15 protein-coding genes are annotated in these 18,947 nt (G+C 65.2%); 1 reads left to right on the forward strand and 14 read right to left on the reverse strand.

Annotated elements, in window-relative coordinates:
* Nucleotides 1-86 (forward strand): IS3 family transposase (locus tag ACK4S9_RS09990; protein WP_409725094.1); only part of this gene is annotated, 86 nt, incomplete at its 5' end.
* An 88-nt stretch (nucleotides 87-174) separates the two neighbouring features.
* Here ACK4S9_RS09990 and ACK4S9_RS09995 read toward each other — a convergent pair.
* From ACK4S9_RS09995 to ACK4S9_RS10060, 14 genes are all read right to left on the reverse strand, one after another.
* Nucleotides 175-702 carry a porin family protein gene (locus ACK4S9_RS09995; protein ID WP_409724916.1) on the reverse strand — a complete coding sequence of 176 codons (528 nt, stop codon included), beginning with the start codon at nucleotides 700-702 and terminating at the stop codon, nucleotides 175-177.
* A gap of 354 nt (nucleotides 703-1,056) precedes the next feature.
* Entirely contained in the window at nucleotides 1,057-2,895 is a 1,839-nt protein-coding gene (gene typA, locus ACK4S9_RS10000) for a translational GTPase TypA (protein ID WP_409724920.1), read from the reverse strand.
* A 222-nt stretch (nucleotides 2,896-3,117) separates the two neighbouring features.
* On the reverse strand, nucleotides 3,118-4,038 hold the full coding sequence (gene truB / locus ACK4S9_RS10005; protein ID WP_409724922.1) for a tRNA pseudouridine(55) synthase TruB: 921 nt from the start codon (nucleotides 4,036-4,038) through the stop codon (nucleotides 3,118-3,120).
* A 6-nt stretch (nucleotides 4,039-4,044) separates the two neighbouring features.
* Nucleotides 4,045-4,452, reverse strand: a complete 408-nt coding sequence (gene rbfA, locus ACK4S9_RS10010) for a 30S ribosome-binding factor RbfA (protein ID WP_409724925.1) — start codon at nucleotides 4,450-4,452, stop codon at nucleotides 4,045-4,047.
* Nucleotides 4,453-4,744: 292 nt separating this feature from the next.
* A complete protein-coding gene (gene infB, locus ACK4S9_RS10015) occupies nucleotides 4,745-7,597 on the reverse strand; it encodes a translation initiation factor IF-2 (protein ID WP_409724927.1) in 2,853 nt (950 codons plus the stop codon).
* Nucleotides 7,598-7,643: 46 nt separating this feature from the next.
* The gene (nusA, locus tag ACK4S9_RS10020) at nucleotides 7,644-9,209 is read right to left on the reverse strand and encodes a transcription termination factor NusA (protein ID WP_409724930.1); all 1,566 of its coding nucleotides are present in this window, start codon (nucleotides 9,207-9,209) and stop codon (nucleotides 7,644-7,646) included.
* Nucleotides 9,206-9,694 (reverse strand): ribosome maturation factor RimP, encoded by a 489-nt coding sequence (rimP, locus tag ACK4S9_RS10025; RefSeq protein ID WP_409724933.1) that lies wholly within the window; start codon nucleotides 9,692-9,694, stop codon nucleotides 9,206-9,208. The genes nusA and rimP overlap by 4 nt, the downstream gene beginning before the upstream one ends.
* A 337-nt stretch (nucleotides 9,695-10,031) precedes the next feature.
* Nucleotides 10,032-12,017 carry a 23S rRNA pseudouridine(2605) synthase RluB gene (gene rluB, locus ACK4S9_RS10030; RefSeq protein ID WP_409724936.1) on the reverse strand — a complete coding sequence of 662 codons (1,986 nt, stop codon included), beginning with the start codon at nucleotides 12,015-12,017 and terminating at the stop codon, nucleotides 10,032-10,034.
* Nucleotides 12,004-12,750, reverse strand: a complete 747-nt coding sequence (gene scpB, locus ACK4S9_RS10035) for an SMC-Scp complex subunit ScpB (RefSeq protein ID WP_409724938.1) — start codon at nucleotides 12,748-12,750, stop codon at nucleotides 12,004-12,006. Before scpB ends, rluB begins: the two co-directional genes overlap by 14 nt.
* A gap of 329 nt (nucleotides 12,751-13,079) precedes the next feature.
* Nucleotides 13,080-14,093, reverse strand: coding sequence for a glucokinase (locus ACK4S9_RS10040; protein WP_409724940.1), 1,014 nt, complete (start codon nucleotides 14,091-14,093; stop codon nucleotides 13,080-13,082).
* Between the two features lie 143 nt (nucleotides 14,094-14,236).
* Nucleotides 14,237-15,181 carry a rhodanese-like domain-containing protein gene (locus ACK4S9_RS10045; RefSeq protein WP_409724942.1) on the reverse strand — a complete coding sequence of 315 codons (945 nt, stop codon included), beginning with the start codon at nucleotides 15,179-15,181 and terminating at the stop codon, nucleotides 14,237-14,239.
* A 54-nt stretch (nucleotides 15,182-15,235) separates the two neighbouring features.
* Nucleotides 15,236-16,927, reverse strand: a complete 1,692-nt coding sequence (locus ACK4S9_RS10050; protein WP_409724944.1) for an ABC transporter ATP-binding protein — start codon at nucleotides 16,925-16,927, stop codon at nucleotides 15,236-15,238.
* Nucleotides 16,924-17,946, reverse strand: a complete 1,023-nt coding sequence (locus ACK4S9_RS10055) for an ABC transporter permease (protein ID WP_409724946.1) — start codon at nucleotides 17,944-17,946, stop codon at nucleotides 16,924-16,926. Before ACK4S9_RS10055 ends, ACK4S9_RS10050 begins: the two co-directional genes overlap by 4 nt.
* Nucleotides 17,943-18,881 (reverse strand): ABC transporter permease, encoded by a 939-nt coding sequence (locus ACK4S9_RS10060; RefSeq protein WP_409724949.1) that lies wholly within the window; start codon nucleotides 18,879-18,881, stop codon nucleotides 17,943-17,945. Before ACK4S9_RS10060 ends, ACK4S9_RS10055 begins: the two co-directional genes overlap by 4 nt.
* Between the last annotated feature and the right edge of the window lie 66 nt (nucleotides 18,882-18,947).

Consider the following 18,947-nt stretch of genomic DNA (forward strand, 5'->3'; position numbering starts at 1 on the left):
TTCACTATTACAACCACAACCGCATCAAGCTCAAGTTAAAAGGCCTGAGCCCTGTTCAGTACAGGACTCAGGCCTTGGCTGCCTAGAGAACTTAACCGTCCAACTTTATGGGGTCAGTTCACCCGCGCCAGGCGCGGGAGAGCTTTTTTGTTATGCGACTGCCGTTGGAAACTGTTAGAAGCCGTACTTCAGGCCCGCGCTCCAGACGTTGGCGCGGGCGCCGAAGTCCTTGGTCTTGCCGTAGCGCTCATATTCCGCCACCAGCGCCGTGTTCTGGTTCAGCTTGTACTCCACGCCAATGCCGGCGTAGCCGCTGGTGTCGTCCTGCTTGAAGTTGCCCACGTTGGTGTTCAGCTTGCGCTCGTTGTGCGAAATGCCCAGCTTGCCGTAGGCCGACACCTGTTCGTTGACCGGCATGGTGTATTTGGCGGCCACGTAAGTGCCATAGCCTTCGGTGTTGCCGCGCACCGCGCCGTTGGCGAAGTCGGTCTTGTGATGGTTGGTCCAGCCCGCCTCGACACCGAGGCGCTCGTCGAACTGGTAGCCGGCGAACAGCTTGGCGTCGGCCTTGTTCGCATCCACGGTCGAGTTCTTGGCAGTCACGGCGCTGGCGCCGACATAGCCACGGCCGGCATTGGTCTGGGCCTGGGCGGTACCGGCGACAGCGGCGGTGGCGATCAGTGCAATCATCAGCTTTTTCATACGAACTCCCTTCAAAGATCTTCATCTGTGTCGCAATTCCCAATGAATCGCGTTGTGTAGACACAATAGCATCCGGTACTGTGGAGCCCAAGAGAGCGGCTGGTAAGAACTGTAACAAGATGCAAAATGAAGACCAGATCTGCACTTATGTGCGCCAGATGACCGACGATCGCCTCAGCCTGGCGAACGCTACTATCCCTGAGGGTCATATCCCTGAGGGTCAGGTCTGACATTCGGACACGAACTCGAGCATATTGTCCTGTTCAGCTTGTGTCCAAACGTCAACCCTCGGTGTAAAGGCATAAAAAAACCCGCTGCAAGCAGCGGGTTTTATCGAACAAGCCTGGAGGCGAATTATGCGCCTTCGCGGCTCGCCTTCTTGCGCTCGTGTTCCTTCAGGAAACGCTTACGCAGGCGGATCGACTTTGGCGTGATCTCGACCAGTTCGTCGTCCTCGATGAACTCGACGGCGTATTCGAGCGACATCTGGATCGGCGGCACCAGGCGCACGGCTTCGTCGGTACCCGACGAGCGCACGTTGGTCAGCTGCTTGCCCTTGATCGGATTGACGACCAGGTCGTTGTCGCGCGAGTGGATGCCGATGATCATGCCTTCGTACACCGGGGTGTTGTGCTCGACGAACATGCGGCCGCGGTCCTGCAGCTTCCAGATCGCGTAGGCCACGGCGGCGCCGTCGTCCTGCGAGATCAGCACGCCGTTGCGGCGGCCGGCCAGGTCACCCTTGCTGGTGTCGACCGGTGCGTATTCGTGGAACACGTGGCTCATCAGGCCGGTGCCGCGGGTCAGGGTCATGAATTCGCCCTGGAAACCGATCAGGCCACGGGCCGGGATCAGGTATTCGAGGCGCACGCGGCCCTTGCCGTCCGATTCCATATTCTGCAGGTCGCCACGGCGGCGGCCCAGCTCTTCCATCACGCCGCCCTGGTTCACTTCTTCCACGTCGACGGTCAGGTTCTCGAACGGCTCGCACTTGACGCCGTCGATTTCCTTGAACACCACGCGCGGACGCGACACGGCGAGCTCGAAACCCTCGCGACGCATGTTTTCCAGCAGAATGGTCAGGTGCAGTTCACCGCGGCCCGAGACTTCGAAGATGGTGTCGTCGTCGGTCGGCAGCACGCGCAGCGCCACGTTCGACTTCAGTTCGCGCTCGAGGCGGTCGCGCAGTTGGCGGCTGGTGACGAACTTGCCTTCGCGGCCGGCCAGCGGCGAGGTGTTGACCATGAAGTTCATGGTCAGGGTCGGCTCGTCGACGGTCAGCATCGGCAGCGCTTCCGGGGTATCCACGGCGGTGACGGTCACGCCGATGCCGATGTCTTCGATACCATTGATCAGGACGATGTCGCCAGCGACGGCTTCTTCCACCTGCACGCGCTCCAGGCCCTTGAAGTTCAGCACCTGGTTGATGCGGCCCTTGACCGGGTTCTTGTCATCCTGGCCGTTCAGCACCAGCACATCCATCCCCGGCTTGATGCGGCCGCGGTTGATGCGGCCGATGCCGATCTTGCCGACGTACGAGGAGTAGTCGAGCGAGGTGATCTGCATCTGCAGCGGACCGTCCGGATTGTCGTCACGCACCGGCACGTATTTCAGGATGGCATCGAACAGCGGCTTCATGTCGCCGTCGCGCACGCTCTCGTCCAGGCCGGCGTAGCCGTTCAGGCCCGAGGCGTAGACGATCGGGAAGTCCAGCTGCTCGTCGGTGGCGCCGAGCTTGTCGAACAGTTCGAAGGTCTGGTTGATCGCCCAGTCCGGACGTGCGCCCGGACGGTCGACCTTGTTGACCACGACGATGGGCTTGAGGCCCAGGGCCAGCGCCTTGCGGGTCACGAAGCGGGTCTGCGGCATCGGGCCTTCCTGGGCATCGACCAGCAGCAGCACCGAGTCGACCATCGACAGCACGCGCTCGACCTCGCCGCCGAAGTCGGCGTGGCCCGGGGTGTCGACGATGTTGATGTGGGTGCCTTCGTACTCGACCGCGCAATTCTTCGACAGAATCGTGATACCGCGTTCTTTTTCGATGTCGCCGGAGTCCATCACGCGGGTGTCCACCGCCTGGTTTTCACGGAAAGTGCCGGATTGGCGCAGCAGCTGGTCCACCAGGGTGGTCTTGCCGTGGTCAACGTGGGCGATGATTGCGATATTACGAATCGCGCGTTTGGTGTCTGACATGTGTGTTTTCAACAGTGAATGTTGCGTGATGGTCGGAGGCGGCGATGATCATTACCGTTTACCGTAGCCCGCTACTATAGCACGCTATGTGGCTTGCTGCGCTGCAGCGAGCGGGAATTTCGACGAAAACTACCGTCGATACTAGCGCCAATCCATTGCTGGTGGTTGACGTTCTGGCCGCCGCTGGCGCGCCGTAGCGCGCCAGCAACGGTAAGCGGGCGCTTACTGCTGCGCTGCGATCAGGCGCTCGGGCGCCAGGATCGCATATTCCTGCAGGTGCGCGGTACCGAGCAGCTTGCCCTCATGGTAGACCCGCACCCGGCCCAGCTCGCCCGGGACGACCACGGATTCCTTGCCGAGCGCCAGGCGCTGGCCGTTCAGGAAGCGCTTCGCCAGCTCCGCCGTGAGCTCGACCGACGGGAAGCTCGACAGCAGTGCATCGACCGGGGCCAGCAGCGAGAGCGGATCGGCGTGCGCCTGCAGGTCTTCCAGCGAGATCATGCGCTCGGTGGAGAGCGCGCCCACCTGCACCCGGCGCAGCGCGTTCAGGTGCGCGCCGCAGCCGAGCGCGGCGCCGATGTCCTCGCCCAGCACGCGCACATAGGTGCCCTTGCTGCAAGTGACCAGGATCTTCAGCAGCGGCGCCGTATACTCGACCAGGGACAAGGCGTGGATGGTCACCGGCCGCGCTTCGCGCTCGAGCGTGATGCCCTCGCGCGCGTACTCGTACAGGGCCTTGCCGTCGCGCTTGAGCGCGGAATACATGGGCGGGACCTGGAAGATGGGACCGCGAAAGCGCGCCAGCGCGGCTTCGACCTGCTCGCGCGTGACATCCACCTCGCGCTGCTCGATGACCTCCCCTTCCGTGTCGCCGGTGGTGGTCATGATGCCGAGGTGGACCGTCGCCTCATAGGTCTTGTCGGCTTCCAGCAGGTCTTGCGAGAACTTGGTCGCTTCGCCGAAGCACAGCGGCAGCAGGCCGGTGGCGAACGGGTCGAGGGTGCCGGTGTGGCCGGCCTTCTTGGCGTTGAAGACGCGCTTGGCCTTCATGAGGGCGTCGTTCGAGGACAGGCCGACCGGCTTGTCGAGCAGGAGGACGCCGTCCACGAGGTCGCGCGGCTTTTTCGGAGGGCGTGCGTTCACTTGCGCTTACTCGCTGTCCGCATCTTCGTCCTGGCCGAAATCGGCGGCGCGGGTCGCGTTGGCCTGGTCGATCAGGGCCGACATGGCCAGGCCGCGCGTGGTCGAGGTGTCGTGCACGAAGTGCAGTTGCGGCAGCGTATGGATGTGCAGGCGCTTGCCGAGCAGGTTGCGCAGGTAGCCGGCCGCTTTCGACAGGCCTTCGAGGGTCTGCTTCACTTCTTCCGGGCTGTCCTTCAGCAGGGTGAAGTAGACCTTGGCGTGGGCGTAGTCGGGGGTCAGCTTGACTTCGCTGATGGTGACCATGCCGACGCGCGGGTCCTTGAGTTCGAAGGCGATCAGTTCCGACAGGTCTTTCTGGATCTGGTCGGCGACCCGCAGGCCGCGCTGGGGAATGCTTTTGCTGTGTTTTGCCATGATGTTGCTGCTGTGTTGTTCTTTTCTGGTTAGCTGAACTGTCGTGGCATCGTTATTGCCACTACAGCACCGTCATCCCGGCGCAGGCCGGGATCCAATTTTGTGTGTATACCAACTAAGTTCGAAAACAGCGGCAGCGCTACGAAATTGGGTTCCGGCCTTTGCCGGAACGACGACTCAAGGGTCGCGGGCCGATCCTCACTGACGGCGTCCGCCCTAAAAAACAAGGGCCAGGCCCTCGCGGCATTCGCCGCGAAGCGTCCTGGCCCTCATGGTACGCCCAATGTCGAAATTACAGCGTACGCGCCACTTCCGTGACTTCGAACACTTCCAGGACGTCGCCAACCTGGATCTCGTTCATGTTCTTCAGCGACAGGCCGCACTCCAGACCGGCACGGACTTCCTTCGCGTCGTCCTTGAAGCGCTTGAGCGAGTCGATCTCGCCGGTCCACACGACGATGTTGTTGCGCAGCAGGCGGACCGACGAGGTACGCTTGACCACGCCATCGGTGACCAGGCAACCCGCGATCGCGCCGACCTTCGACACCAGGATGACCTGGCGGATTTCCACCTGGCCGGTGATGGTCTCGCGCTTCTCCGGCGCCAGCATGCCCGACAGTGCCGTCTTGATCTCGTCGATCGCATCGTAAATGATGCTGTAGTAACGGATGTCGACGCCGTTGGCTTCGGCCAGCTTGCGTGCGGAGGCGTCGGCACGGGCGTTGAAGCCGATGATGACTGCCTTCGAGGCCACCGCCAGGTTGACGTCGGATTCCGTGATGCCGCCGACCGCCGCATGGACGATCTGCACGCGCACTTCCGAGGTCGACAGCTTCTGCAGCGAACCGACCAGCGCTTCCTGCGAACCCTGCACGTCGGTCTTGACGATGAGCGGCAGGTTCTTGACTTCGCCTTCGGCCATCTGGTCGAACATGTTCTCCAGCTTGGCGGCCTGCTGCTTCGCCAGTTTGACGTCGCGGAACTTGCCTTGACGGAACAGGGCGATCTCGCGCGCCTTGCGCTCGTCGGCCATCACCATCACTTCTTCACCGGCGCTCGGTACTTCGGTCAGGCCCTGGATCTCGACCGGGATCGACGGGCCGGCGGTTGCCACCGGCTTGCCATTCTCGTCGAGCATCGCACGGACGCGGCCGAACGAGGAACCCGCCAGCACGACGTCGCCGCGCTTCAGGGTACCCGACTGCACCAGGATGGTCGCCACCGGGCCGCGGCCCTTGTCGAGACGGGCTTCCACCACCAGGCCACGCGCCGGTGCTTCAGTCGGCGCCTTCAGTTCCAGCACTTCGGCCTGCAGCAGGACTTGCTCCAGAAGGTCGTCGATACCGGTACCGATCTTTGCGGACACCGGGACGAACGGCGAATCGCCGCCGTATTCTTCCGGCACCACGCCTTCGGCCACCAGTTCCTGGGTGACGCGATCGGTATTCGCGCCCGGCTTGTCGATCTTGTTGATCGCCACCACCAGCGGGACGCCGGCAGCTTTCGCGTGGGCAATCGCTTCCTTGGTCTGCGGCATCACGCCGTCGTCCGCCGCTACCACCAGGATGACGATGTCGGTGGCTTTGGCGCCGCGGGCACGCATGGCGGTGAACGCCTCGTGGCCCGGGGTGTCCAGGAAGGTGATCATGCCGCGCGGGGTATCCACGTGGTATGCGCCGATGTGCTGGGTAATGCCGCCGGCTTCGCCCGACGCCACCTTGGCGCGGCGGATGTAGTCCAGCAGCGAGGTCTTGCCGTGGTCGACGTGACCCATGACGGTCACCACCGGGGCGCGCGAGGTCGATTCGAACTCGGCGTGCTCGCCCTGGTCGGCCAGCAGCGCTTCCGGATCGTCCACGGCAGCCGGGAAGGCCTTGTGGCCCATCTCTTCCACCAGGATCATCGCGGTTTCCTGGTCCAGCACCTGGTTGATGGTGCACATCTGGCCCAGCTTCATCAGCTGCTTGATGACCTCGGATGCCTTGACCGACATCTTGTGCGCCAGTTCGGCCACGGTGATGGTTTCCGGCACGTGGACTTCGCGCACGATGGCTTCGGTCGGGGCCTGGAAGTTGCTTTCACGGTCGTCGCTGTGCGAACGACGGCCACCGCTGCGGCCGCCCGCACGCCAGCCGTCACGGCCAGTGCCGCCGCCCGGACCGCCACGGCCTTTCGGTCCGCTCGGTGCGCCGCGCTTCTTGGCGTCGTCCGACCAGGTCGAGGAGACATTGGCCGATTTGATCGATTTCTTGTCGCCCGGCTTCTTGTCGCCCGGCTTGGCGTCCGCCGGCTTCTTGTCGGCGCTGGCGGCAGGCTTGTGCAGGGTCCCGGCCGGTGCGGCAGGCGCCGCCGGCTTCGGTGCCGGTTCCGGCGCCTTGATGACGCGGCGCGGCTGGCTCATCATGAGCTTGATCTGGGCCACTTCGTCGGCCACGGCCTTGCGTGCGCGCTCGGTGGCGGCAGCACGTTCGGCCGCTTCCTTGGCGGCTTCCTCGGCGCGCTTCTTGGCTTCGTCGGCTTCGCGCTTGGCCTTTTCTTCGGCAGCGTTGTCGACGGCGGCCGGTGCGGCAGCGCTCGGCGCCGGCGCGGCGGCGGCGGCCTTGGCGGCGGCGTCGCGCTTGGCCTGTTCTTCGGCTTCGCGCTTGGCCTGCTCTTCGGCGGCTTTCGCCTGTGCGGCTTTTTCTTCCTCGAGCTTGGCCAGTCGCTCCTGCTTTTCACGCAGGTCGGCTTCCTGGCGGGCGATCAGCTCGGCCTGGCGGCGCGCTTCTTCATCGCGGCGCGCCTGCTCGGCTGCATCGACCACCGGGGCGGCGGCTTCGGCGGCTTTCGGGGTGACCAGGTCGTCACGCTGCACGAAGGTACGCTTCTTGCGCACTTCGACCTGGATGGTACGCGACTTGCCGCTGGCGTCAGCCTGCTTGATCTCGGTGGTCTCCTTGCGGGTCACCGTGATCTTTTTCTTCTCGCCGGTTTCGGTCGCACCGTGGGTACGGCGGAGATGGTTCAGCAGCTTGTCCTTATCATCTTTCGACAAGGGATCTGACGTCGAACTTTTTTCGACGCCGGCCGAGCGCAGCTGTGTCAGCAGCAGGTCTGCGGGCATCTTCAGTTCGGTGGCAAATTGGGCTACGTTGTTACTCGCCATTCAGTCCTCTTTTCTATGTGTCGCTGAGATGATAAAGATTTGCAAATTACGCCTTGGCCGTTTCTGCCAGGCTCCAGGCCTTCGCCTGCAGCGCCTTGGCGCGGTCATCGTATTTGCTGTCGACCAGCTTCATCTCTTCGTCGGTCACATCACTAAATTCATTCTTGATCAGGTCGCGGGCACGGTCCGACGACAGCGCCAGGATGGCACCGAATTCGTCGTAGGCGAGTCCAGCGAATGCTTCGACCGTCTTGATGCCAGCCAGGCCAAGCTTGCCGGCGGTGCTGCGGTCCATGCCTTCCAGGTTCACGAGGGCTTCTTCCATCCCTTCGAGGCCTTCTTCCGAAGCGATCGCTTCGGTCACCAGCGCATCACGGGCACGGGTGCGCAGCTCGTTGACGGTATCTTCGTCGAACGACTCGATTTCCAGCATTTCGGAAATCGGGACGTACGCGATTTCTTCAAGGCTCGAGAAGCCTTCATCCACCAGGATGTCGGCCACTTCCTGGTCGACGTCCAGCTTTTCCATGAACAGCGCGCGGATCGCGGCGGTTTCCTGGGCCACCTTGTTGGCCGATTCCTCGGCCGTCATGATGTTGATCTTCCAGCCGGTCAGTTCCGAGGCCAGGCGCACGTTCTGGCCCGAACGGCCGATCGCGATCGCCAGGTTCTCTTCGTCGACCACCACGTCCATGGCGTGCTTGTCTTCGTCGACCATGATCGACGACACGTTGGCCGGGGCCAGGGCGCCGATCACGAACTGGGCCGGATCGTCCGACCACAGTACGATGTCCACGCGCTCGCCGCCCAGCTCGCCGGTAACCGCTTGCACGCGCGAACCGCGCATGCCGACGCAGGTGCCGATCGGGTCGATGCGCTTGTCGGCGGTGAACACCGCGATCTTGGCGCGCACGCCGGCGTCACGGGCAGCCGACTTGATCTGCAGGAGGCCCTGCTCGATTTCCGGCACTTCCAGCTCGAACAGCTTCATGATGAATTCCGGCGCGGTGCGCGACAGGATCACCTGCGGGCCGCGCATGTTGCGGTCCACGCGCAGGATGTAGGCGCGGACGCGGTCGCCGATGCGCAGGTTTTCCTTCGGGATCATCTGGTCGCGCGGCAGGCGCGCTTCGATCTTGCCCGATTCCACGATGGCATCGCCGCGCTCCATGCGCTTGATGGTGCCGGTGACGAGCGAGTCGCCGCGCTCGAGGAAGTCCTGCAGAATCTGCTCGCGCTCGGCATCGCGCACGCGCTGCAGCACGACCTGCTTGGTGTCCTGGGCAAAGCGGCGGCCGAACTCGACCGATTCGATCGGGTCTTCGATGTATTCGTCCACTTCGATGTCGGGAATCTGTTCCTTGGCTTCGAAGTGCAGGATTTCCTGGTCGGGCAGCTGCAGGCCGGCCTCGTCGGGAACAACGTGCCAGCGGCGGAAGGTCTCGAATTCACCGGTGTCGCGATCGATGCTCACGCGAATGTCGACATCGCCTTCATAGCGCTTTTTCGTAGCTTGCGCGAGCGCGAACTCGAGCGCCCCGAAAACCACTTCCTTATCGACGTTCTTTTCGCGCGCGAGCGCATCCACCAGCAATAAAATTTCGCGACTCATGCTTTGCGACTCCTAAAATCCACCTGTGGCACGAGGCGTGCCTTGTCCAATTCGGCCAGCGTAAATTCCAACAACGCTGCGCCATCTTTATTATCAAATTCCAGACCGACCTTGTCGCCCTCGACGCCGCGCAGGATACCGGTGAAGGTTTTCCGGTTCGCGGTGCCCGGCATGGCGACGCGCAGTTTCACCGTGCATTCGTGCCCGGCAAAGCGCGCAAAGTCGGCCAGGGTCCGCACCGGGCGATCGAGGCCCGGCGACGATATCTCAAGCCGTTCGTAATCCACATTCTCGACGGTGAGCACGTGCGACAACTGGTGGCTGACCGTGGCGCAGTCCTCGACCGTGATCGGGCCCTTCTCTTCCACGACGTCGGCGGGGAAATCGATATACACGCGCAGGATCCCGCGCTCGCCCCGTTCGACGTCCACGAGTTCGTAGCCGAGGCCACTGACTGTTTTCGAGATGAGTTCAAACTGCTGCACGGCGCTTCTCCGAGGCTTTAATAAACGATTTACCAAAAAAAAAATGGGCATCTGCCCATCTTTTTGTATTCACAACCCAACCAGATGAAAGCACTTGCACCAAGAAAATACTGGGAAGAACTTCGATTAGGCTGCAAATTATACAGCTTTCCCGCCTCTCTCGCAATCACCGGGGCAAAAATGGGCGGCAGCTAGAGAGAAAAGCAACAGTTGGCAGGATGACCATACCGGGGCATGGGCTGCATTCTACGGCATTGCAGCATCGCGTGCCCGGCGACGCAGAAATTTCCTGCTGTCTGCAGGGTGGACGGCTCGGCCGTCCACCCTGCAAAGCCGATCAGCCGCGCCGGCCGCGGCGCGGCAGGCCGTGCTCGGAGCCGCGCGGACCCTGGCCGCCACGGCGTCCGCCGCCGGTGCCGGCAAAACCGAAGGTGGTCTGCAGCGGGTCCGGCTGCTTCGGACGGTTGCTGGTCTTGCCGCCGCCGAAGGAGCCTGCGCTGTTGCCGCCACGGCCCTTGCCCTGGCCGCCTTTTGCTCCCTGCCCTTGCGGACGGCCGCCGGCGAAACCGCCCGGCCCCTGCTGGCGGGGGACGCCGGCGCGCACCACCGGCGGGCCGAACGGATCCACATTGCGGTTGGCGTCGGCACGGTCGATGCGGTTGCCGTCGGAACGGCGCGCCTCGTCGCGCGCCTGCCCTTTGGCGCCGACCTTGCCCTTCGGGGCCTCGCCGCCCTTCTTCTCTACACCGAAGGCGGCCATCAGGGCACGCACGTCGTTTTCCTGCAACTCTTCCCAGCGGCCACGCTTCAGGCCGGTAGGCAGGGTCATGGCGCCGTAGCGGGTACGGATCAGGCGCGAGACGGTCAGGCCGACCGCCTCGAACATGCGGCGCACCTCGCGGTTGCGGCCTTCGCCGATGACCACGCGGTACCACTTGTTGATGCCTTCGCCGCCGCCGTCCTGGACCTTCGAGAACGAGGCCAGGCCGTCGTCCAGCTCGACGCCGGCGAGCAGCTTCTGGCGCATGCCTTCCTCGAGCTCGCCCAGGGTGCGCACCGCGTATTCGCGATCGATGTTGTAACGCGGGTGCATCAGACGGTTGGCCAGGTCGCCCGAGGTCGTGAACAGCAGCAGGCCCTCGGTATTGAAGTCGAGGCGGCCCACGGCCAGCCACTTGCCGGTCTTCATGGTCGGCAGGCGGTCGAACACCGACGGACGACCTTCCGGATCGTCGTGGCTGACGATCTCGCCAGCCGGCTTGTGGTACACCAGCACGCGCGGCGGCTTGCTGTTGTTGACCTTACGCTGGATCAGCTTGCCGTTGATGCGCACCGCGTCGGTCGGCAGGATGCGCTGGCCGATATGGGCCGGCTCGCCATTGACCGACACGCGGCCCGCGATGATCAGCTCTTCCATGTCGCGGCGCGAGCCCAGGCCGGCCTCGGCCAGCACCTTGTGCAGCTTCGGCGCGTCGTCGTCCGCGGTCAGGTCGCGGCGCACCGGCTTGGCCGGCGCCTTGCCGCCACGGCCGCCTTCGTTGGCATCGAAGTCGTCCGAGGTGACGAAGGAGAACACGGCGTCGGCATCGTTGCCTTTGGCACCCCTGCCCTGCTGTTGTTTCTGCTGCTTGCCCTGCTGCTTGCCCGGCCTGCCCTGCTTCGCGGCCGGCTGTGCGCCTGGCTGGGCTTGCTGACCTTGCTGACCTTGCTGACCTTGCTGGCCGCGCTGGCTTTGCTGACCGCGCCCCTTCTGGTTGCGGCCGCGCTGTTCGCGCTTGCCATCCGCCTGCGCTTGCGGCGCAGCTTCGGCTGGCGCAGCCTCGGCTGGCGCGGTCTCGGAAGCTGCGGCAGCGGCGACGGCCTGCTCGTGCTGGCGCGCTTCGCGCTCCTGGCGTTTTTCGCGCATCTGGCGCGGGCCGCGCGGCTTGCGCTGCTCGGCTTCCGGCGCTGCCGGCGCCGCGTCAAGGGCAGGCGCTGCAGCCGGCGCTTCCGCAACTGCGGCAGGCGCAGCATCGGCGGCCGCCGAGCCTGCGCTCGCCGCCTTGGCAGCGCGCGGCTTGCGCGGCTTGGCGACCGGCTTCTCGGCCGCTTCGGCTGCGCCAGCCGGCGCCGGGGCCGCCGTATCGGCGGGCGCAAGGGCCAGGTCTGCGCTCGGCGCCTTGCGGGTGCGCTTCGGCTTCGCGGCAGCGGCCGGCTGTTCGGCATCGGTGACGGGTGCGGCGTCCGCTACGGCGGGAGCCGCGGGCTTGCGGGTGCGCTTCGGTTTGGCGGCAGGAGCGCCTTCGGCCTCGACGGGCTTCTCGTTCGGTTCAGTTGGGTTCATCGTTCGTATCTTTATTGTGCTGACCCGGCCCAGCGGCTGCCGCCGTCTCCTGGTCAAGAATGGGGACTTCGACGGACGTGGCGTCCGCGTCGGTGCCTGTCTCGTCGGCGGGCGCCGCAGCGTCCGCCCTGTCAAAATTGTCGTTCAACGCCGCTTCCAGCGCCTCGAGGCTGCGGTTGTCCGGTCCTTCGCTGACCGCCTGCAGCGGCGGCAGTTGCGACAGCGAGGCCAAGCCCAGGTCGTCGAGAAACTGCTTGGTGGTGCCCAGCAGTGCCGGACGCCCCACCACTTCGCGGTGCCCCACCACGTCGATCCAGCCGCGGTCTTCCAGCAACTTGATGGTCTGCGAGTTCACGGCGACCCCGCGGATTTCCTCGATGTCGCCGCGCGTGACCGGCTGGCGGTAGGCGATGATCGCCAGGGTTTCCAGCGTCGCACGCGAGTATTTCGGCGGCTTCTCGGGCGCCAGGCGGTCGAGGTAAGGCTTCATCTCGGGCCGGCTCTGGAAGCGCCAGCCGGAAGCCAGGCTGACGATCTCGATGCCGCGCCCCTGCCAGTCCTGGCGCAATTCTTCCAGCAGAATCTTGATCGTGTCGCTACCCACGCCGGCGCCCACCTGGCGGCCGCCCGCGTCCACCTCGGCGAACAGTTTCTTCATGCCGTGGATCGTCAACGGCTCGCGCGCACACAGCAAGGCGGTCTCGAGGACGCGCTTGGCCTCGTCAGTATTCATATCGCGGTGTCGTCACGCTTCGAATGCACACATCAAACAAAACTGGTTTAACGGATGCCAGCCGCGGGGCCGAGCCCGGCCGCGGTGCGAAGGTGCTGCGCGCAATACTCTGGAATCCGTAGGGTCCGGGCCGAAACGCGCCGGACTGACTAAGAGAGGCTGCCCGCGTGCCACGCGGGCGATCAACGTTGGTCTTTCAGGGGAAACGCGGGGGCTGCGCAAGGCGCAAGCCGACAGCATCGTTCCCGACAACTGACGGCCATTGTAACCGATAAAACCCCGAAAAGGACAAGACGGCAGGATCGAAGGCGCGGGAAGGCCTTATTTGATCAAGCCGCAGCCAGTTTTTCCGACAAAATCGCCGACACGCCCAGGAAGGCCGGGTAGTCCGCCGTGATCACATAGGTCGGGACCTGGCCCAGGTAGGCGCTGAAGCGCCCTTTCTGCTCGAAGCGGCGGCGGAACGAGGATCTGTCGAAGCGCTCACCCAGGCGCGGCACGATGCCGCCGCCGATGTAGACGCCGCCCTGGGCGCCCAGGGTGATGGCGAGGTTGCCGGCCGCGGTGCCGAGCATGCCGCAGAAGGCTTCCAGCACCTCGTCGCACAGCGCGCATTCGCCGGCGAGGGCGCGGCGCGAGATCTCGGGCGCTGCCAGGGCCTCCGAGCGGCCGGCACGCTCGCTCAGCGCGCGGTAGATCAGTTCCACGCCCGCGCCCGACAGCAGGCGCTCGCAGGAAACATGCTCGAATTCGCGCCAGGCATACTGGAGGATCGCCACTTCGGCCTCGTTGACCGGGGAAAAGCCGACGTGCCCGCCCTCGCTGCGCAAGGCGGTCCAGCTATTCCCGCATGGAATCAGCCCCGAGACGCCGAGGCCGGTGCCGGCGCCCAGCAGGCCAAGGGGCGCGTCGGGCACGGGCGTGCCGCCGCCGACCTGGCGCTTCTGCCCGCCCAGGTGCGGCAGCGAACGCGCCAGCGCCGAAAAGTCGTTGACCACGGCCAGCGTATCGAAACCGCATTCGCGGCGCAGCGCCTCGATCGAGAAGGCCCAGTGGTGGTTGGTCATGCGCACCTGGTCGCCGGTGACCGGGTTGGCGATGGCAATGGCCGCATGACGAATGCCGGCGCCGGAACCGGCTAACTGCGGCAGCGCAAGATAAGCGCGGATGGCGTCGCCCAGGGTCGCATGCTGCTGGCAAGACAATACCTCGATCGCCTCGAAGCGCCCCGGGCCGGTCTCCAGCGCGAAGCGGGCATTCGTGCCGCCGACGTCGGCGAGCAGGCGGGCGCCACCGGCATGGGTGAGGGATGCGGAATCAAGGCTGGAGGGAAAGGCGGTCATTGCAGCTAATAGAAGAGCGATGACCAAGCTTACACAACTTTGTAGTGTTCTTACAAGTAGATTTTGTAGTTTAGGTACATCGCTCTCACCCTCATGCTACATGTACGAAAGCCGTGACGCGAACGAAGTAGTCGAACTACCTCTCAGCATGGTGCCGGGTGCAGTTCCGGAACGGCGCCGCCCCGGGCGTTCCATGCTTCCAGGCCGCCGCGCAAGGGACGGGCGCGGTGGAACCCGTTGGCCAGGAACTGCTTGGCGACCTCGGCGGCCGTGACGTCGTTCGGGCAACTGCAATAGACGACGACGTGACGGTCCTTGTCGATGCTGGCCATCAGTTGCTCCGGCGCGCAGGACTGGAACGCCACCGCGCCGGGAATCGCCGTTTCCAGCTGCTGGGCCGTCAGGCTGCGGGCGTCGACGATCACCGGGTCGTGGCCGCCGTCGATCAGCGCCATGAGTTCGGCGATCCCGATGCGCGGCACGGCGTTGCGGGCCCGGTGGCGGCGCTGCTCGACGTACTTGACGGCGATGAACAGGGCCAGCAGCGTGGCCAGTACCGCCAGCGCGGTGCCGCCGGCGGTCTCAAGCCAGCCGAGCAGGTCTTCGACGCCGTCGTGGAACAGGATGCCCAGCAGGATGCCGGTGCCGCTCCACAAGGCCGCGCCGGTGACGGCATAGGCGAGGAACTGGCGGGTGCGGGTGCCGATGGCGCCGGACAGGGGTGCGGCGATGGTGTTGAAGCCGGGGACGAACTTCGACACCAGCAGCGACCTGGCGCCGAAGCGGCGGAAACGGTCCTCGGTCTGGTTCACGCAGGAATCGGGCGACAGCGAAATCTTGCACAGCAGGCGCAGGACGCGCTTGCCGTAGAAGCGCCCGGCGCGGAACCAGAACATGTCGCAGATCAGGCAGGCCAGCACCGCGGAGAGCAGGCACAGCTGCCAACTGAGCGCACCGTCGACCGAGAGCGCGCCGGCCACGACCAGGATCGGGAAGGCGGGAATGGGCAGGCCGAACTGCTCGACAAGGACGATGCCGAACACGATCAGCACACCGTAGACCTGGAGCAGTTCGACGAGTTGGGGCATCGCGCTAGTGTAGCGGAGATTGAGGGGCGGCGCTGGCGACTGCTGTTGCTTTTTCTACGCACCCCGGGGTATCGCCGCCAGCAGCGAGCGCGTGTACTCATGCCGCGGGTTGCGGTACAACTCGTCGGAATCCGCCATCTCGACCACCCTGCCATGGTGCATCACCATCACCTGGTCGGCAATGTACTTCACGACCGACAGGTCGTGCGAGATGAAGATGTAACTCATGCCGTACTCGTCCTGCAGGTCCTGCAACAGATTCAAGACCTGGGCCTGCACCGAGACGTCCAGCGCCGACACCGATTCGTCGCACACCAGGATGTCCGGCTTCATGGTCAGGCAGCGCGCGATGGCGATGCGCTGGCGCTGGCCGCCGGAGAATTCGTGCGGGTAGCGCTGGAAGGCCTGTTCCGGCAAGCCGACCCGCCGCAACAGCTCGTGCGCCATCCCGACCCGCTCGGCGTCGCCGGCCCCGATCCGGTGGATGCGCATCGGCTCGAGCAGGATCTGCCCGACCGTGAAGCGCGGGTTGAGCGAGGCATAGGGGTTCTGGAAGATGATCTGGATGCGCCGCTTGTAGGCCTGGTAGTCGCGCTCCGGCATGGCGAACAGGTCCTTGCCCTCGAAGATGGCGCTGCCGCCGGTGGCGCGGTGCAGGCGCAGCAGGGTCAGGCCGACCGTGGTCTTGCCCGAGCCGGATTCGCCCACCACGCCCAAGGTCTTGCCGCGCGCCAGGGTGAAGGAAACGTCCTCCACCGCCTTGAATTCGCGTTTTTTAAACAGTCCGTCGCGCAGCCAGAAGCTCTTGGCCAGGTTCTTCACCACCAGCACAGGCTCGTCGCCGGGCGCCGCGCCGCGCGTACGCTGGGGCAGTTCTTCCTCGGAGGCATACCGGCCGCTCAGGTAGTCGTCGATCACGGGCAGGCGCAGCGGACGCCCATCCAGCTGCGGCCGGCAGTGCAGCAGGGCCCGGGTATAGGCGTCGCGCGGGGCGCCGAAGACCTGGGCCGCCTCCCCTTCCTCGCGCACCTCGCCGTGGCGCATCACGATCACGCGGTCGGCGATCTCGCCCACCAGGGCGAGATCGTGGGTGATGAACAGCACCGACATCCGGTGCTTCTTCTGCAGGCGCTTGATCAGCTCCATGATCTGCCTCTGGATCGTCACGTCGAGCGCCGTGGTCGGCTCGTCCGCGATCAGGAGCTTGGGCTCGCAGGCGATCGCCATCGCGATCATCACGCGCTGCTGCTGGCCGCCCGACATCTGGCTCGGGTAGGCGTCGATCTTCAGCGCGGGGTCGGGAATCCCGACCTCGGCCAACAGTTCGAGCGTGCGCGCCCGCGCCTGCCTGGCGCTCATGCCCATGTGCCGGCGCAGCACCTCGCCGATCTGGAAGCCCACCGTGAACACCGGGTTGAGCGAGGACATCGGCTCCTGGAAGATCATCGCGATGTCCTTGCCGCACAAGGCCCGGCGTTCGGCCACGGACAGGTCCAGCAGCTCGCGGCCGTCGAAGCACGCGCGCGAGCCGGGATCGACGATGGTGGTGTCAAGCGGCAGCAGGCCCATCACGGCCAGCGAGCTGACCGACTTGCCGCTGCCGGATTCGCCCACCAGCGCGACCGTGCTGTTCCTCGGCACGTCGAAGGAAACGCCCTTGACCGCCTCGACCGTGTTCTTGCGGTCGACGCGGAAGGCGATGCGCAGGTCGCGCACCCGCAGCAGTGGAGTCGGGTCGGTCATCATTTGAGCTTCGGGTCGAGGGCGTCGCGCAAGGCGTCCGCGAACAGCGAGAAGGCCGTCACCAGGAGCGCCATCGCGCTCGCGGCGGCCGCCAGCTGCCACCACTTGCCCAGGATGAGTTCGTTCTGCGCCTCGTTCAGCATGCTGCCCCAGGACACCACGCCGACCGGCACCCCGAATCCCAGGAAGGACAGGATCACTTCGGCCTTGATGAATCCGACCACCAGGATCGACATCTGCACCAAGGCCACATGTGAGACGTTCGGCAGGATGTGGCCGAACATGCGCGACCAGGCGGACGCGCCGATGGCGTCGGCCGCCATCACGTATTCGCGCGCCTTGTGCTTGATGTATTCGGCGCGCATCAGTCGGTAGGGACCGGTCCAGCCGGTCAGGCCGAGGATGAGGACGATGGTCATCACCCCTTTCTGCTGCAGCACCGCGGCCACCGTGAGGATCATCAGGATCGAGGGGATCGAGGTGAAGATGCTGTAGAACCAGTTGAACAGGTCGTCGACGAACCCGCCGTAGAAGCCCGACAAGGCGCCGAACAGGGTGCCCAGCGCCACCGCCACGAAAGCCGCCGCCAGGCCGACCACGATCGAGGTCTCGCCGCCCTTGATGGTCTTCTTGACGATGTCATGGCCCCATTTGTCGGCCCCGAAGGGCAGCGTGGTCGCCTTTTCCACCGGCGGATGGCTGGCGCGTACTTGCGCCTTGAGCTCGGCCAACTCCTGCGCCAGCGGGTCGAAGGCGTTCGGCGGCGTCTCGCGCGGCAACTGGGCCGCGGCCAGCGCCCGCGCGCCCGCGTCGGCGCCGACGAAGGTCGGCGGCGCGTAGTTGACCGCCACCTCCTCTTCCCAGTCGGCGGCGATCAGGCCGGCGCTGGACAACACCAGCATCAGGAGAAAGCCCAGCACCACCGCCAGCGCGCCCATGGCGACGCGGTCGGCGCGCAGGCGGCGCCAGGCCAGGGCCCACAGGCCCGGGGATGACATCGGCGCGCTCACGGCATCCCTCATTTGAACTGTACCCGCGGATCCACGGCCTGGTACAGCAGGTCGGCCAGCAGGTTGAACACCATGGTCGCGGCGGCCACGTAGACCGTGATCGCCTTGATCACCGGGAAGTCGCTGCGCTCGACCGCCAGGATGACTTCGCGCCCGATGCCCGGGATGCCGAAGAAGCGCTCGAGCAGGAAGGCGCCGATGAGCAAGGCCGGCAGGTTGGCCATGACGTGGGTGATGATCGGGATCGCCGCATTGCGCAGCACATGCACCCACACCACGCGCCGCTCGGGCAAGCCCTTGGCGCGCGCGGTGCGCACGTAGTCCTGCCCCACCTCGTCGAGCACGAAGCTGCGGTACAGGCGCAGGGTGGGCGCGATCGAGACGGCCAGGCCGATGATGATGGGCAGCAGCGCGTAGTGCAGCAGGTTCTCCCCCAGGCTGTCGCCCCACCCCTGCACCGGGAACAGCCCCAGCTTGTAGGCGAACACGTACTGGAACACGATGATGTAGACCAGGATCGAGATCGACATGCCGACCGTGCAGGCCACCATCACCGCGCGGTCGGTGAGCGAACCGCGCACGAAAGCGATGCTCAAGGCCAGGGCGATGCCCAGCACGGTTTCCAGGATGGTGAGCGGGACCAGCACGGTCAGGGACGGGCCCAGGCGGCTCGCGATGATCTGCGACACCGGCTCGCCCGTGCTCCAGGCATTGCCGAAGTCGAAAGTCAGGATCTGCTTGATGAAAATCCACAGCTGGACCGGATAGGGCTGGTCGGTGCCGAGCTGGCGCCGGATGTTCTCGATGGCGGCGGCATCGGCCATCTTCCCGGCCAGCAGGTAGGCCGGGTCGCCGCCGACCCAGTTGAACAACAGGAATACCAGCACCACGACCCCGAGCATGGTCGGCAGCATCTGCCACAGCCGGCGGACGATAAAGCGAAGCATGGAACTCCTGAAGGTGGATGACGCGGCGTCTCGTCCGCCCCGGCCGAGCCGGACGGAAGGGCGTAA

This window comes from Massilia sp. (genome assembly GCF_046293535.1).
Taxonomy (GTDB): Bacteria; Pseudomonadota; Gammaproteobacteria; order Burkholderiales; family Burkholderiaceae_D; genus Telluria.